Origin of the sequence: Halorubrum tropicale (assembly GCF_001280455.1) — an archaeon.
Classification (GTDB): domain Archaea; phylum Halobacteriota; class Halobacteria; order Halobacteriales; family Haloferacaceae; genus Halorubrum; species Halorubrum tropicale.
On record NZ_LIST01000003.1, the window covers coordinates 143,972 to 158,917 of the forward strand.

Sequence of the window (14,946 nt, forward strand, 5' to 3'; positions counted from 1 at the left end):
GCCCGGCGACACGGGGACGCGGATTCAGGCCCGCCGCCGATTTCGAATATCACGTATGATAGCGGCGGGCCGCCGTTTAACACGTTGGTTCGCCTGTTAGATCGTATGCCGATCGCAGCGGTGAAAGACAGCTACGGGGCGAAACTGGGGGTCGGGTACGTCGCGACGGGGGCGTTCATCGTCTCAGTCGGCGTGGTCACGAACGACGCGAACGCGACGGTCGTCGCGGCGGTCGCCGGACTGCTGACGCTGGGGTCGATCAACGCGGCCGAGACGATCGCCAGCGTCACGGAGATCGGCGCGCAGACGCGACGCGTCGCGAACGGCGACATCGACCGGGAGGTCCGGTCCACGCGGACCGACGAGTTCGGCGAACTGGCGGGCTCCATCGAGGAGATGCGGGTCTCGCTGAAGGACCGCCTCGCGGAGATGGAGCGGACGCAGGACGAGTTCGAGGACGCGCGGGCGGAGGCGACGGAGATGGCCGAACGGTATCGCCGGACGGCCGACCGCTACGCCGAGGTGATGGAGGAGGCGGCGACCGGCGACCTCACGCGCCGGGTCGACGTCGACGCGAGCGACGAGAGCCTCGCGACCGTCGGGGAGTCGTTCAACCAGATGATGGACGACCTCCAGGCGACCGTGGAGACGGTCCGGGAGATGGCCGATCGGATCGAGGCCGACGCCGGCGAGATGGCGGAGATGAGCAACGAGGTTGAACAGCGCGTCGCCAGCGCGACCGAGAGCGCGACGACGATCCGGGGACAGGCGAGCGACCAGCGCGCGGAGCTGGAGTCGATCGCCGCCGACGTCGAGAACATCAGCGCCTCGGCCGAGGAGATCGCGGCGACCGTCGACGACCTGTCGGACCGGAGCGAGGCGGTCGCCGCGACGAGCGACGACGCGCGCAGCTCCTCCCAGAGCGCGCTCGACGAGATGGCCGAGGTCGAGTCGGAGGCCGAACGCGCCGTCGACCGGGTCGAGCGGCTCCAGGAGGGGATGGACGAGATCACCGAGATCGTCGACATCATCGGCGAGATCGCCGAGCAGACCGACATGCTCGCGCTGAACGCCTCGATCGAGGCGGCCCGCGCGGACGGCTCGGGCGACGGGTTCAGCGTGGTCGCCGAGGAAGTGAAGGGGCTCGCCGAGGAGACGCAGTCGCGCGCGAACGAGATCGACGAGATGATAGACGAGATCGCGGACCAGACCGAGGAGGTGACGGTGTCGATCCGCTCGACGCAGGAACGCGTCCAGACCGGGACGGACACGGTGGAGTCGACGCTCTCCGACATCGAGTCGATCGCCGACTCAGTCGACGAGATCAGCGGGTCGCTCGGGGAGATCCGCCGGACGACGGCTGACCAGGCGGACACGGTACAGGACACCGCGGAGTCCGTCGACGAGATCACGGAGCTCAGCACGGAGACCGCCGAGACGGCAGAGGAGACGGCGGCGGAGATACAGGAGGGACAGTCGGTCGTCGAGGACGTGTCCGACTCGCTGCGCGAGTTCCAGACCGACGCCGTGACGACGCTCCAGGACCGCGTCGCGGCCTTCACCGTCGAGGGGAGCGACGCCGGGACCGGCGGCCCGGCCGCCGAGGGCGGTGCCGGCCGCTCGCGGGCGACGACCGACGGGGGTGCGCGATGACCGGTCCCGTCACCGCCGCGTACTGGATCGCGGCCGTCGGCTTCCTCGTCGGGCTGGGGATCACCGCGGCGCTGTACGCGAAGCTCAACGGGTCGGAGCACCGCGGCCGACTGGCGGCGCTGGCGGCGATCCCCGGGTTCGCCGGGCTCGCGTACGTCGGGATGGCGCTCGGAATCGGGACCGTGACGGTGAACGGGAACGAGCTGGTCGGGCTCCGATACGTCGACTGGATCGTCACCACGCCGCTGCTCGTCGGGTTCATCGGCTACGTCGCCGGCGCGTCGCGCCGCGCAATCGCGGGCGTGATGGTCGCCGACGCGCTGATGATCGCGTTCGGCGCCGGTGCGGTCGTCGCCGACGGGACGCTCAGGTGGGTGCTGTTCGGCGTCTCGGCGCTGTTCCACGTCACGCTGTTCGCGTATCTGTACCTGATATTCCCGCGGTCGGTCCCCGACGACCCGATGCAGCGGGGGCTGTTCAGCCTGCTGAAGAATCACGTCGGGCTGCTGTGGCTCGCGTACCCGTTCGTCTGGCTGATGGGCCCGTCGGGGATCGGGTTCACCGGCGCGGTCGGCGCCGCGCTGACGTACGCCTTCCTCGACGTGCTGGCGAAGGTGCCGTACGTCTACTTCTTCTACGCGCGGCGGCAGGCGTTCACCGACGTGGTGTCCGCGGCGGCCGCGGACCGCGACGGCGTGGCCCCGTCGCTCGGCGACGAGACGCCGACCGGGGGCGACTGAGGCCTCGCGGGGCCTCCCGCCCGCAGGCCGGGCCGGGACACTCCGACGACGGCGACCGCAGAGAGGTACGTTTTAGGCGACTGCGACGGACCCGGCGGTATGGAACGCGTAGCGATCGTCGGCGCGTCGATGACCCCGTTCGGGCAGCGCGACGCCTGGGTGCGGGAGCTGCTGGCGGAGGCGGGCGCGGCCGCGCTTGACGACGCCGGCGTCGACGGCGACGACCTCGATCACCTGTACGTCTCGAACATGGCCAGCGGCGAGTTCGAGGGGCAGACCGGCGTCCCGAACGCGCTGGCCCACGATCTGGCGGCCCAGCCGGCCTACACCGCGCGGATCGACCAGACCTCCTCGTCGGGCGGGGCGGGCGTGTACGCCGCGTGGCAGTCGGTCGCGTCCGGCGCGAGCGACCTCACCATGCTGGTCGGCGGCGAGAAGATGACCCACCGGACGACCGCGGAGGCGACCGACGTGATCGCGTCGCTCACCCACCCGGTCGAGTACAAACACGGCGTGACGCTCCCCTCGTTCGCGGGGCTCACCGCGCGGCTCTATCTCGACGAGTACGACGCGCCACGCGAGAGCCTCGGGAAGGTCGCGGTGAAGAATCACAGGAACGGGGTCGACAACCCGCACGCGCAGTTTCGGAAGGAGGTCGACCTCGACACCGTCCTCGACTCGCCGGTCGTCGCCGACCCCCTCCGGCTGTACGACTTCTGTCCGATCACGGACGGCTCGGCGGCGCTCGTGTTCTGCCCCGAGTCCGTCGCCGAGGAGTACGCGCCCGACGGGAGCTACGCCGTGATCAGCGGGATCGGCGGCGCGACCGACACCCACGTCGTCCACGAGCGCGCGGACCCGACGACGATGGGCGGGGTCGCGGACTCCTCGGACATCGCCTACGAGATGGCCGGCATCGGTCCGGACGACGTCGACGTGGCGGAGCTCCACGACATGTTCACCATCCTGGAGTTCCTCCAGAGCGAGGACCTCGGCTTCTTCGAGAAGGGCGAGGGGTGGAAGGCGGTCGAGGAGGGCGTCACCGACCGCGACGGCGACCTCCCGATCAACACCTCGGGCGGCCTCAAGTCGAAGGGCCACCCCCTCGGGGCGAGCGGCGTCGCGCAGGTGTACGAGATATTCAAGCAGGTGACGGGCGACGCCGGCCCGCGACAGGTCGAGGCCGACACGGGCCTCGCCTGCAACGTCGGCGGGTTCGGGAACTGCGTGACCACCACTATCCTGGAGGGAAGCCAATGAGCGACAACGAGACGACCGACGGCGAGGACGGGGCAGCGCCCGGCGAGGAACCGACCTTCGAGGCGGCGGAGTACGCGGACGAGACGGTCACCTACCCGCCCCACACCGTGAGCCCGGACGGCGCCGAGCGCGTCGGGACGGTCGACCTCCGCGAGTACGAGGGCCGGGTCGTCACGTGGACGACCTCGACCGCGACGCCGCCGGGGGTCCGCGAGCCGAACACCCTCGCCATCGTCGAGTTCGAGATGGGCGACGACTACGACGGGCCGCCGGTCCGCGCGCTCGGACAGGTGGCCGAGCGGGGCGACTCGGAAGCGGGCGACGACGGAGACGGCGAGCAGTTCGACGTCGCCATCGGCGACCGCGTCGAGCCCGTCCACGCCGGCGAACTGCGCGAGCCGGGCGCCGGCATCCGCGAGCCGGAGAGCCAGGACTGGGACGGGTTCCGGTTCCGCCCCGTCGAGTAGTTCGAGAGCGCCCCGCGGCCGGGGGCCTCAGGCCCGGAACCGCGACGCGGCGGAATCGGTGAGCGCACCGAGCCGGTCCTCGTGAACCCCGTCGAGCGTGTAGACGTCGGGGCGGTACCTGATCTCCTCGGTCACGCCGTGGACCTCCCTGAGCCGACGCCGCACCCGGTCGACGTCCGCCCGGTCGAAGTAGTTCGGCGTGAACACCAGCACCGCGTGGGCCGTCTCGCCGAAGGCCTCGCGGCCGGCGCGGGTCGTGACCTTCGCGTCCCAGAACCGCCCGGCCGCGACGTCCTCGACCACGCCCTCCCAGAGGTCGTCGACCGCCGCCGCGGGGCGCTCGACGAGCCACTTCCCGCTCAGGTACGTCGTCTCCAGCGCGAGGCGGTCGGCGTCGCGGACTGTCTCGGGGGCGACCGGGAGCGCGTCCGCCCGCGATCGGTCGATCTCCGGTAGGTCCGCCTCGGTCGTCGCCGCCGGGCGCGTCACGTCGTGGGTCGGAAAGTAGGCGTCGCGGGCCTGTCGCGGGAACCCGGTCACGTGCTTCACGCGGAGCCAGTGCCACCCGGCCTCGTCGATCGCGGTCGGCGACCGGTCGGTGACCATGGCGCCGGTTCGTCGCCGCGGGTGAAAACGGTCTCGTCCGTCGCGACGCGGACGTTGGCTCGCGGCGCTCAGACCCGTCGGTAGTCGCCGAGCCGCGTCCCGTCGAGCAGGTAGGCGTCGGCGGCGGGCAGCGCCACGGGGAGGTACGGCGCGAGGAACGACTGACCCTCGACGTTCACCCACGTCCCGCCCGAGCGTTCGTTGAACGCGGGGAAGACGACGAGTTCGGGTGCGTCGGCCGCGCGGTCACTCTCGTCGCCCGACTCGGTGAACGCCGCGGAATCGAGCTCCCCGCGGAGCCACGCGCGCTCGACGCGCGAGCCGCCGACCGCGTCCTCCAGCCGCACCTGCGGGTGTTCGTGGCCGGTACACACGACGTCGGCGTCGAGGAGCCCCGGGTCCGGCCAGGTGTGCCCGTGACAGACGCCGACGGCTCCCGGGGAGTCGCCGATCAGCCCGCCCTCGGGACCTATCACGTCGAGGTCGTCGGCGAACGCCTCCGCGACGCCCGCGTCGTGGTTCCCCTCGACGAGCGTCATCGGGACGCGGTCCGTGACGGCGCGGACCAGCGTCTCCAGTTCCTCGCGCTCGTCGCCGTCCGGCGCGCCGATTCGGTGCGCGAGGTCGCCGAGGACCACGAGCCGGTCGGCGTCGGTCTCGGCGATCAGGTCGCAGAGGCGCTCGCGGCGCTCGCCGGTGCGGGAGTCCAGTTCGACGCCGCGCTCGTAGCGCAGGCCGACCTCGATGCCGGCGTGAACGTCGGCGACGAGCACCGCACGCTCGCCGTCGAGGTCGGCCACGGCGGCCGGCTCGCCGACGACCGGCTCCACCCGCGCCATCAGATCGGCTTGAGCAGCCCGTCGCCGGGCTCGTAACACTGCCCGCTCATCAGCGCGTCCTGGACGGCGTCCTCGACCGCGCCGGGATCGACGCCGTGGTCGTCGGCGACGCGCTCGACGACCGCCTCGCGGGGCGCGCCGTCGCCGTCGTCGAGGTCGCCCATCGCCGCGACCGCGGCGGCTTCGAGGTCGACGTCCTCGGCGGCCTCTGTCGCGTCGGACTCGTCGTCTTCGGTCGGTTCGGCGACCTCGGTCGCCGGGTCGGCCGGCTCGCTCTCCTCGGTCGCGGCGCCGGACGCCTCGTCCGCGGCCGCCGCGGGGTCGTCGACCGGCTCCTCGGCGAGGTCCTCGGGGTCCGGCACGTCGATGTCGGCCTCGCCCGGGTCGTCGACCTCGGTGCCGGTCGAGAAGTCGGTGCCGAACTCGGACTCGATCTCCTCGCGCTCCTCGTCGTCGAGCTGGTACATGTCGTCGGCGTCGGCGTCCGGGTCGATGTCCGCGGTCGCGTCCGCCTCGCTCCCGTCGTCGAACGTCGCGTCCGCGTCGCCGCCGGCGTCGAAGTCGCCGAGCCCGCCGTCGTCGGCTGCCGCCTCGGTTGAGTCGCCAGTGTCGCCGAGCGATTCGGGTTCGGCGGTCGGAGCGGACGCCAGTTCGGCCGTGTCGTCCGTCTGTGACCCGGCGTCGTCGGTCGACGCCTCGGTCGAGTCGCCGAGCGACGAGTCGGTCTCGGGGGACGACGAGTCGTCGTCGACGGTTGCCCCGGAGTCGGCGGCTGAGTCCGACTCAGCGGCCGAGTCCGACTCCGCGGCCGGATCGGCGTCGCTCGCGGCGGGAGACGGTTCCGCCTCGGAGGCGCCGGCCTCGCTCGGGGTTCGGTCGGCCTCGGTCGTCGCCGCCGGCTCGACGACCGTCACGTCGGTCTCCGGGAGCGGACCGAGCGCGGTCTCGCCGCCCTCGTCGGGGTCGAGGTCGAGGGCGCGGACCTCGTCGCGGTCGCCCGCGATCATCTCCAGGGCGTCGACCGCGAGGCGGCGGACCGCCTCGGCGTAGGCCGCGGTGGTGCCGTAGTGGTCGAGCGCCTTCGGGATCCCCGCGGCCAGGGGGGCGGGGGCGCCGCCCGCCTCCAGCGCCGCGCGGAGGTCGTCGCCCCGGAGGTCGGAGTCGAGCGCCCGCGCGAACACCGCGAGGCGGTCGAGCGTCGCCTCCGCGGCGGAGACGACCCAGCGGTCGCGGGTGTCGGCGTCGACCTCGTTGAGGCTCTCCGGGCGGACGGAGGTGAACACACGGTCGGAGTCCTCGGGCTCGAAGGTGCGCGCCTTGCCCGTGAGCGCGACGAACGCCGGCGGGTCGGCGCGCTCTAAGAAGGTCTGCGCCTCCGGCTGGTACTGGCCCGCGTAGGTGACGAACGCGCCGGAGGGGTCGACGACGCGGCCGCGCCGCGTCTCGTCGTTGACGCGCTCGACCTCGGTGAGCACGCCGGCGGTGAACAGGCGGTTCACCCGCGCGCCGGTCGGGGTGACGACGTAGTTCGGGGCGCGCTCCTCGTCGCTCTCGGAGTACGACAGCGAGGCGTCGTCGAACTCGGCTGCGAACACCCTGTAGGCGACCTCGCGCGTGCCGGGCCCGTCGTCGCTCATTCGCCCACCTCCGCGAGCGCGGCGCGGGCGTGCTCGGCGGGGTCGTCGGCGGCGAGCGCGAACTCGGTCGCGTCGAGGGTGGCGCCGTAGTCGTCGACCGAGAGGTTCCCGCGGACGCGGTAGGCGCGCCCCACGAGCGCGTCGGCGATGTCGTCGGCGACGACCTGCTTGTCCATCGCGTCCTTCGCGGCGGCGAGGGCGTCGTCGAGCCCGCCGCCGTACACCTCCGCGGTGAGCTCGTCGTCGAGGACGACGGTGACGGTGTCCGTGCCGTCGTCGAGGATGGCCTTCACGCGCAGGTCGTCCTCGCCGTCCACGTCGCCGTGGCTCCGGCACTGGCCGTTCTGGACGACGCGGCCGCACTCCGGACAGCGTTCGATGAGTCCGGAGCCGTCCCGGACCTCCAAGACGTTCCCGACGACCTCGACGTCGAACATCCCGCCGGAGCCGACCGCGTCGGCGACCGAGAGGCGGGGGGCGTCCTCGGCGACCTCGACCGGGTCGGGGAGCGGGGTGACCGTCGAGAACTCCGTGAGGTTGATCGAGGGGACGCCGCGGAACTCCCGGACGTACACGTCCTCGATCCGGAGGTCCGCGCCGACCGCGATCTCGGATCGGGGCTGCCAGTCGGTGAAGGGGAGCTTCGCCGTCTCGTCGCCGACGACGCCCTCCAGGATCTCCGTCTCGCCGTCGCGGCCGGAGATTGTCTTCTCGTCGACCTCCAGCACCCGGACCTCGACGTTGCGGCCGCGGTCGCCGGCCGCGATGTCGACGAGGCTCCGGTCGCCGCCGACCTCGCGGTCGACCTCGACGGGCTCGTCGGCGATGGCGACCGTCGTCGAGTCGTTGAGGTTGAGCTCCGGCGCCCCCTCCCACTCGCGGACGCCGGCGTTGCCGATCGTCAGCGAGTCGCCCGGCTCGAAGCCGAAGTCCTGCCACGCGGTGTAGGAGATGACGCCGGTCTCGTCGGCGACCTCCCCCTCCCGGATCGTGAGGTCGTCGCCCTGGTATCGGATGGTGCGCGTCCCCTGCGTCAGCACGCGGACGGTGACCGTCACGCCGTCGTTCTCAGTGGTGATCTCGCCCACGTCGACGGCGTCCGGGGTCGGCGACGACCCGCCGCCGCCCCCGCCGTGCTTCCGGCGGACGCTCTGTTTCGCCTCGTCGATGGGGACGCTGTACTCCAGTAGGTTCTGTAGGTCGGCTTTGACCTCCTCTTTGTCGACGCCGAGGTCGGAGGCGAGCTCCTCGGCATGGCTGTTGACGTCCATCGAAGCGAGGTTCGGCGCGGCCGCACAAAAGGATTCACCACCGTTCGAGCCGGCCGCGGGCGGGAGCGCGGCGCCCGCGACGGCCGGTAGGGCTAAACCGTCCCCGTCCGCATCGTGGGGCATGGACGAGATCGACGTCGACGCGCGGATAACCGACGACCGCACCGTCATCGACGTGACGGGCACGAGGGACGTCGCCGTCGTCGTGCGGTCGGCGAACGGCGAGCGGATCTACCTCCCGCCCGAGGGGTTCGACGACCCGGTCGGCGGGTCGCCGTACACCTCGCCGTATCAGGGCGCCGGCGCCGGCGGCGAGGAGAGCCCGTACGGCGGGACGACCGGCAGCACGCGCGGCGTGATGGAGACCGCGGACGGCTTCCGGGTCACGCACCCGCAGCCGGTGACGGAGTTCGACGTGTATCGGGGCGACGAGAGCTGAGCCCGCCGCGGGCGGCGGACGGGCGGGGACTGGACCGAGGGTTCAGGCGACGTCTTCGTACACGGCGAGCGTGTCCTCGGCCACGTCCAGCCACTCGCGGCGCTCGTACTCCGGCGGCTCCTCGCGGTCGAGCGCCTCGATGAGCCCGTGGACGATCGACTCCGAGTCCGTCGCGACCTCGACGAGGCAGCCGTCGGGGAGCACCTCCGCGACGCCGGACGGGGTCGCGACGACCTGCGTCCCGGCCTCCAGCGCCTCCGTGATCGTGATCCCGAACGGCTCCGCGTACGACGGCGAGACGAACGCGTCCGAGGCGGCGTAGTAGTCGCCGAGCTCCGCCTCGGGGACGTAGCCGACGAACTCGACGCGGTCCTCGATACCGAGCAGCTCCGCGAACCGCTTGAGCTGGTCGGTCTGGTGGCCGGATCCGCCGACGACGAGCGTCGCGTCGCGGCCGCGCAGCTTCTTGACCGCGTACAGGAGGTGGGAGATCCCCTTCTGGTCGGTGTGGCGCCCGACGAAGAACAGCATCTCGCCGTCGATGCCGAGGTCCTCGCGCACGTCCTTCCCGGAGAACGTCGGCGTCGAGAAGCCGTTGTACACGACCCGCGAGTCGGCGTCGTACAGCTCCCGGATGTCCGAGCGGACGATCTCGCTGACCGCGATGTTCGTGTCGGCGGCGTTCGCGAGGCGGCGCTCGGTCTCGACCTCGCGGCTCGGCGGGTCGATGTTGCGGTCGCTCGCCAGCGAGTGGAACGAGGAGACCCAGGTGGCGTCGGACGCGCGGGCGGCGGCGCGGCCGGGACCGTACCCGAACCAGTCGTGCGTGTGGACCACGTCGTGGTCGGGCGCGAGCTCGGCGAAGCGGTCGGAGAGCTCCCCGACGCGCGCCGCGACGTCGCCCTCGCCGGTCTCGACGGGTTCGAGTCCCGGCTCGTCGTCGGGGGCGAACTCCGCGGGCAACACCAGGGTGACCTCGACCCCGAGGTCGTCGCGGAGCCCGGTGAACAGTTCCCCCACGTGGACGTCGAGCCCGCCGGTGATGTTCGGCGGGAACCCCCACCCCAGCATGAGTACGCTCGGCGGCATACACCCCCGTTTCTGGAGTCACCACTTAGGTATGCCCCTCGTGGCGTGGGAGAACGGAGAGACAGAGGGCGGGGAAAGGAGTCGGCGGGAGACGCTGTCGGACCGCGTTCAGGCCGCGCGGACCGCGTCGCGCAGCGCGTCGGTGCGCTCGGTGATCGAGCCGGCGGCGTCCGCGAGCACGTCGAGCGGGTCGCCCTCCTCGGCCTTGACCGTGAGGACGGGCTCGGTCTGCCCCCCGGACTGCTCGGGGTTCATGTCGTAGGTCGCGGCCGCGACGTCGTCCGACTCCAGCAGGGCGCCCTTCAGGACGTTCATGAACGTGTGGTCCTCGCCCGCGATCTCGATGTGGAGTTCCGTGTCGGTCTTCTCGATGACCCGCAGTTCCATGTCCGAGAGGTCGGGCGAGCGGCGTTTCAAGCTTTCGTCTCCCGAATATCGGCGGATGCGGACGGATCGCACGCGACCCGAAAGCGTATGCCGCCGGCTCCGGTGGCCGCCGTATGGAGATTCAACGCCTGCCGGCCACGGCGGCCGCCGCGGAGCGGTACGCGGCGGAGCTGTGGCTCCCCTACCACCGCGACCTCGCGGCCGCGGCGGACGGGCACGCGCTCGCCGACCGCCCCGACGAGGAGCTGATCGCCGCCGAGGCCGCGTTCCGGCTCCGCCTGCTCCGCGAGAACGCCGACCGTCGCCTGTGGGTGGTCGCGGTCGATCCGGAAGTCGCTCCGGGCGACGTCGGTTCCGGGGCGCTCGATCCCGAGGCGCTCGACCCCGAGGAGCCCGCGCCGGTCGGCGTTCCCGATCCCGACCGAGACCTCGTGGCGTTCGCCTCGACGAGCGCCGACGAGTGTCCAGAGGTGTTCGACCGGCCGGACCGGCTCGTGGTCGGCGACATCTACGTGGACGAGTCCTACCGCGGGACCGGGTTGGCGGAGCGGTTGATGGAGCGAGCAGGGGTAGACGCGCGCGAGCAGGACTGCGGCGAGCTCCGGCTCGACGTCGACGCCGGCAACGCGCGGGCGGCCGCGTTCTACGAGAAGGTCGGCTTCGAGCCGCACCGCCGACAGCTGACGCGCGAGGTGTCCGGGCCGTGACCGCGACGGTCCGGCGGCTCCGCGCGTCCGACGTCCGCCCGCTCGTGACGGGGCTGTGGCTCCCCTTCGCCCGGGAGATGGCGGCCCTCGCCGACCGGAACGCGCTCGCCGACGACGTGGACCTCGTCGCGGCGGGCGTCGGGCACCGCCGGGACCGGCTCGACGACGAGGCCGTCTGTACGTGGGTCGCCGTGGACGACGAGTCGGGCGCCGAGGACGACGAGTCGGGCGCCGAGGACGGCGGGTCGGGGGACACCGACGCGGAAGCGGCGGCCGCCGACCGCGCGGTCGGCGACGGCCGTCTCGTCGGGTACGCCGCGGCCGAGGTCGAGTCCTCGGCGCCGGTGTTCGCCGCCGGCGACCGCCTCCACGTGACCGAGCTGTACGTCCGGCCGCCGCGCCGCGGCGAGGGGCTCGGGCGCCGGCTGCTCGACCGCGTCCGGACGGCGGCCGCCGAGCGCGGCTGCGAACACGTCACGCTCGACGTGGACGCCGAGAACCGCGACGCCCGCGAATTCTACGAGGCGGTCGGCTTCGAGCCGGCGCGGCTTCGCATGGCGACCGCCCCCGACGCGGAGTGAGGACCGCTCCGACGCGGAGCGGAACGGTCGCGCACGGTGCGCCGGGCGGCGAGAAGCGGGCGCGCACGAGTCGGGAACCGCCGACGGAACGGGCGGCGCGGCCGCTGGGCGGGCGATAAACGGAGAAGTCGACGTCGGTCGGCCGAAGGGGTTACTCGTCGGCGTCGACCGCCACTTCGTCGGCGTCGACGTCCACGGACGCCTCCTCCTCGGCGGCGACCTCGCTCGGGCGCGCTTCGAGGGTCAGCTTCTGGACCTCGACGCGGCGGAGCGGGTAGATCTCCTTGGCGTCGCCGTAGATGGCCGACGAGAGGTTCCCGTCGACGATGGCGTCGATGAACGCCTCGAAGGTGCGCTCCTCGGCGGCGGCGTGGACCTTGTCGATCATCACGCGGCGGATCGCCTTCTCCTGGGAGCGGTCCGCCTTCTTCGTCGTCAGCGCGACGGGCTGGACGCGGATGCGGTAGTCGTCCGTCGTCAGCACCGTGATCGACGCCTCGACCTTCGAGGCGCCCCGGCGGACGAGCGAGCGCAGGTAGTCGCGCGTCAGTTCGTACTTGATGAACTCGGTGTACGCCGAGTCGCTGCCCACGTCGGTGATCTTGAAGGTCAGCTTCGTGTTGTTCGCGTTGGAGTCGCCCGTCAGCTCGTCGAGCGTCGTCGTGATCGTGCGGCCGACGACCTGCTGGGGCTCCTCGGCGAGGGTCTCGCCGAGCTCCTGCCGGTCGAACTGTTCGGGCGCCAGCACGGTGTACCAGCGCTTCTGTTCTCTGCTCTTGGATACGGATCGTTCGCTCATGTGTCGGGTTATGTGTCGGTGTCGGTCGTCTGCGGTTCGTCTGCGGAGTCGAGGGAGTCGTCATGCGCGGCGTCTGCGTCCGCGGCGTCGACGTTCGCGGCGTCGGGAGTCGCGGCGGCGTGGTCGCGTGCGCGTTCGATCACGCGGTCGGCGACCCGCAGGTTCACGAGGTGGTCGTCCAGCGTCGACTGGAGCCCGCCGGTTGTCGGCCGCTCGACCGCGCAGGCGACGACGTCGCCGTCGACGCGCGTGCGCATCGAGTCGGTCTCGTCCGGGGCGAGCGCGGCCGCGACCGTCACGGCGTCGGCGTGCTCGGTCCGGACCGTCGCGCTCCGTGCCGCGTCGGCGCGCGGCGAGGCGTCGCCCGCCATCTCAGATCGCCTCCCGGAGCGCGGCCAGCGCCGCCGTGGCGTCGGCGTCGACGGCGTCGTTCGCGTCCGTTGCGACCGAGACGCCGCCGCGTTCGGGGGTGCCCCAGCCGTCGCCGCCGACCTCGCCGGCGGCGGTCCGGCAGGCGTCGCCGACGTCGGTCGGCTCGCCGGCCGCGTCGCCCGACGCGTGGCCACCGCCGGTGGCGGCCACGGCCAGGCGGCCCGCGCCCTCGTCGAGCGCGACCGCGACGGGCTCCGGCGACCGGAAGTCCCGAACGAGCCGGGCGACCGTCGGGAGGACCGCCTCCGAGGCGTCGACGCGGGCGACGACGCAGCCGTCGTACCGGCCGACCGTCGCGGCGTCGAGCGCGCGGTGGGCCGCCAGGCCGTGGCGGCGCCACGCGTCGAGCGCGCTCTTTCGGAGCGAGTCGTCCGGGTCGCTCGCGAGCGCGAGCGCGACGCCCGTCCCGGGCGCCTCCCGGGCGAGCGCGTCGAGCACGTCGGCGTAGCCGCCGACCGTTTCGAACGGGCCGTCCGTCGCGTACGGGCGGAGCGCGCGCTCGACCGCCGAGGCGGCGCGCTCGCTCGCGTCGTCGCCGTCGACGGCGTCGACCGCGACCAGCGACGCGAGCCGGCGGCGGTCGTCCGCGTCGGGGTCGGCCGGCAGCCCCAGCGGGGCGAGCGCGTCGCGCGCCGCCTCGGGGTCGCCGGAGTACCGCGTCGCCGCGAGCGTCGAGGCCGCGAGGGCCTCTGCCCGCGAGGGTGCGGCGCCCGCCTCTTGGTCGCCCGGCGCGCCGCCCGAGACCGGGAGCGCGACGCCGGGACGCCGCTCGACGCGGCCGGCCCGCTCCGCGGCGTCGAGCGCGTCGCCCGAGCCGTCGGCGCCGGGGATCGACCCGGCCGCGACGACGCCGGCGAGCGCGACCACGGGGTCGGGGTCGCCGCCGAGCGCGCGCGCGACCGCGAAGGCCGCCGTGCTGGCCGGGCGCCCCGTGCCGGGGATCGCGTGCGGCCCGCGGTCGACGCCGACGGTCACCGCGACGCCGTCGTCGGGGTCGGCTGGGACCGGGTCGGCGGCCACCCGCGCCTGGAACGGCGTGCCCGTCGCTCGGAGCGCTCGCGCGAGCAGCCCCGCGGCTGCCAGCGCGTCGCCGTCGTCGGTCGCGACGAGCCGGACGAACGGCGCGTCTGCGAGGACGCCGGCGAGCGCGTCGGGGGCGGGCGTGGCGGACGTCGCTTCGGTCATGGGTGGGTCTCGTGGGGTGTCGTCGCCGCGTCTCGCCGCGTTACTCCGCTAAGAGCTCGACGGCGTTCTCGTAGGTGTACGTGAACTCCTCGTCGAGCTCGTCGCCGCGGTAGTAGTTCGCGAGGCGGCGGATCTTCGACTCCGTGTTCTGGAGCGCGCGCTTGTTCTGGTGGTCCTGCCCGTTCTCCTCCATGTGCTCGCGCAGGCGGATCGCCTGCCGCATGAGGTTACGGAGGTCCTCCGGGAGGTCGGCGTCGGCGTCGTGCTCCTCGAGGATCTCGGTGACCTTCTTCCCGGTCGCCAGCTTCACGTCCGGGATCGGGACGCCCTTGACGCCCTCGTCGCGCAGCTTGAGGCCGATGACGCTGGGGTCGTGGCCCTGCTCCGCCAGTTCGACGACGCGGGACTCGATGTCCTCGGCGTCGACGTCGCTCCACTCCGGGGTCTCGTCCGTCGCCGGCTTGTCCGAACCGGACGAACCGCGACGGCGCGTGTGCATTCGTGCCATTGTCTGTCTGGTTGGAACGGCACAACCGCAACGTGACCGCGACTCCGCGCGGCGCGGCTACGGATCGCTCGCGGACCGGGCGATCCGACCGGACGGCCCGCGCGAGCGGGCCGCCCGACCGCGACGCCGGAGGCGTCGGCGCACTGCTACATTCCCAAGCCGCGGGCGAAAGGGCCCCGGCGAGTCGGATCTGCAGCTGTGCTGTTCCCGTGTGAGGGGTCGCCGTCGGGGTTCTTAAGCGTGTTCTTGTGGGGCGGAGCGTTCTCGCGGAGCGAAGCGGCGAGCGGGGTCGCGCTCCCGACCGCCCTCGGTCCGCGCCGCTCGGGATTCTGTTCCGCGCGAGTTC

Annotated in this window: 17 protein-coding genes; 7 read left to right on the top strand and 10 right to left on the bottom strand. The window is 72.9% G+C overall.

Going from position 1 to position 14,946, the window contains the following annotated elements; all coding sequences use genetic code 11:
* Window positions 1-105 precede the first annotated feature (105 nt).
* The 4 genes from AMR74_RS08485 to AMR74_RS08500 all read left to right on the top strand — a co-directional run bounded on the left by AMR74_RS08485 (window position 106) and on the right by AMR74_RS08500 (window position 4,120).
* On the top strand, window positions 106-1,653 hold the full coding sequence (locus tag AMR74_RS08485; RefSeq protein ID WP_053771641.1) for a methyl-accepting chemotaxis protein: 1,548 nt from the start codon (window positions 106-108) through the stop codon (window positions 1,651-1,653).
* The gene (locus AMR74_RS08490) at window positions 1,650-2,393 is read left to right on the top strand and encodes a bacteriorhodopsin (RefSeq protein ID WP_053771642.1); all 744 of its coding nucleotides are present in this window, start codon (window positions 1,650-1,652) and stop codon (window positions 2,391-2,393) included. The genes AMR74_RS08485 and AMR74_RS08490 overlap by 4 nt, the downstream gene beginning before the upstream one ends.
* A gap of 99 nt (window positions 2,394-2,492) precedes the next feature.
* Window positions 2,493-3,653, top strand: coding sequence for a thiolase family protein (locus AMR74_RS08495; RefSeq protein ID WP_053771643.1), 1,161 nt, complete (start codon window positions 2,493-2,495; stop codon window positions 3,651-3,653).
* Entirely contained in the window at window positions 3,650-4,120 is a 471-nt protein-coding gene (locus AMR74_RS08500; RefSeq protein ID WP_053771644.1) for a hypothetical protein, read from the top strand. The genes AMR74_RS08495 and AMR74_RS08500 overlap by 4 nt, the downstream gene beginning before the upstream one ends.
* 27 nt (window positions 4,121-4,147) lie before the next feature.
* On the opposite strand, the gene AMR74_RS08505 is transcribed toward AMR74_RS08500, so the two are convergent.
* The 4 genes from AMR74_RS08505 to AMR74_RS08520 form a co-directional block, all read right to left on the bottom strand.
* Window positions 4,148-4,726, bottom strand: coding sequence for a putative phosphothreonine lyase domain-containing protein (locus AMR74_RS08505; RefSeq protein ID WP_053771645.1), 579 nt, complete (start codon window positions 4,724-4,726; stop codon window positions 4,148-4,150).
* 68 nt (window positions 4,727-4,794) lie between these two features.
* Window positions 4,795-5,565 (bottom strand): metallophosphoesterase, encoded by a 771-nt coding sequence (locus AMR74_RS08510; protein WP_053771646.1) that lies wholly within the window; start codon window positions 5,563-5,565, stop codon window positions 4,795-4,797.
* Window positions 5,565-7,202 carry a hypothetical protein gene (locus tag AMR74_RS08515; protein WP_053771647.1) on the bottom strand — a complete coding sequence of 546 codons (1,638 nt, stop codon included), beginning with the start codon at window positions 7,200-7,202 and terminating at the stop codon, window positions 5,565-5,567. The genes AMR74_RS08510 and AMR74_RS08515 overlap by 1 nt, the downstream gene beginning before the upstream one ends.
* Window positions 7,199-8,473: a Single-stranded DNA binding protein gene (locus tag AMR74_RS08520; protein ID WP_053771648.1), complete on the bottom strand. Its 1,275-nt coding sequence runs from the start codon at window positions 8,471-8,473 to the stop codon at window positions 7,199-7,201. The genes AMR74_RS08515 and AMR74_RS08520 overlap by 4 nt, the downstream gene beginning before the upstream one ends.
* 121 nt (window positions 8,474-8,594) lie before the next feature.
* Here AMR74_RS08520 and AMR74_RS08525 point away from each other — a divergent pair, with 121 nt between their 5' ends.
* Window positions 8,595-8,912: a DUF7510 family protein gene (locus AMR74_RS08525; protein WP_053771649.1), complete on the top strand. Its 318-nt coding sequence runs from the start codon at window positions 8,595-8,597 to the stop codon at window positions 8,910-8,912.
* Window positions 8,913-8,954: 42 nt separating this feature from the next.
* Here AMR74_RS08525 and AMR74_RS08530 read toward each other — a convergent pair whose 3' ends face one another.
* Both AMR74_RS08530 and AMR74_RS08535 read right to left on the bottom strand, forming a co-directional pair.
* Window positions 8,955-9,983 (bottom strand): glycosyltransferase family 4 protein, encoded by a 1,029-nt coding sequence (locus tag AMR74_RS08530; RefSeq protein WP_053771961.1) that lies wholly within the window; start codon window positions 9,981-9,983, stop codon window positions 8,955-8,957.
* A 126-nt stretch (window positions 9,984-10,109) separates the two neighbouring features.
* Entirely contained in the window at window positions 10,110-10,388 is a 279-nt protein-coding gene (locus AMR74_RS08535) for a DNA-directed RNA polymerase subunit L (protein ID WP_004596453.1), read from the bottom strand.
* A gap of 113 nt (window positions 10,389-10,501) precedes the next feature.
* On the opposite strand from AMR74_RS08535, the gene AMR74_RS08540 reads away from it, so the two are divergent.
* Together AMR74_RS08540 and AMR74_RS08545 are read left to right on the top strand one after the other, a co-directional pair.
* Complete coding sequence (locus AMR74_RS08540; protein ID WP_053771650.1) at window positions 10,502-11,095, top strand: GNAT family N-acetyltransferase; 594 nt, start codon at window positions 10,502-10,504, stop codon at window positions 11,093-11,095.
* Window positions 11,092-11,676, top strand: coding sequence for a GNAT family N-acetyltransferase (locus AMR74_RS08545; protein WP_053771651.1), 585 nt, complete (start codon window positions 11,092-11,094; stop codon window positions 11,674-11,676). The genes AMR74_RS08540 and AMR74_RS08545 overlap by 4 nt, the downstream gene beginning before the upstream one ends.
* A 151-nt stretch (window positions 11,677-11,827) precedes the next feature.
* Here AMR74_RS08545 and AMR74_RS08550 read toward each other — a convergent pair whose 3' ends face one another.
* From AMR74_RS08550 to AMR74_RS08565, 4 genes are read right to left on the bottom strand one after another with little or no spacing between them, the layout of a single operon-like run.
* The gene (locus AMR74_RS08550) at window positions 11,828-12,475 is read right to left on the bottom strand and encodes a 30S ribosomal protein S3ae (RefSeq protein ID WP_053771652.1); all 648 of its coding nucleotides are present in this window, start codon (window positions 12,473-12,475) and stop codon (window positions 11,828-11,830) included.
* Window positions 12,476-12,483: 8 nt separating this feature from the next.
* Entirely contained in the window at window positions 12,484-12,846 is a 363-nt protein-coding gene (locus AMR74_RS08555; protein ID WP_053771653.1) for a KEOPS complex subunit Pcc1, read from the bottom strand.
* Between the two features lies 1 nt (window position 12,847).
* Window positions 12,848-14,092, bottom strand: coding sequence for a hypothetical protein (locus AMR74_RS08560; protein ID WP_053771654.1), 1,245 nt, complete (start codon window positions 14,090-14,092; stop codon window positions 12,848-12,850).
* Window positions 14,093-14,132: 40 nt separating this feature from the next.
* Window positions 14,133-14,600 (bottom strand): 30S ribosomal protein S15, encoded by a 468-nt coding sequence (locus AMR74_RS08565; protein WP_053771655.1) that lies wholly within the window; start codon window positions 14,598-14,600, stop codon window positions 14,133-14,135.
* Between the last annotated feature and the right edge of the window lie 346 nt (window positions 14,601-14,946).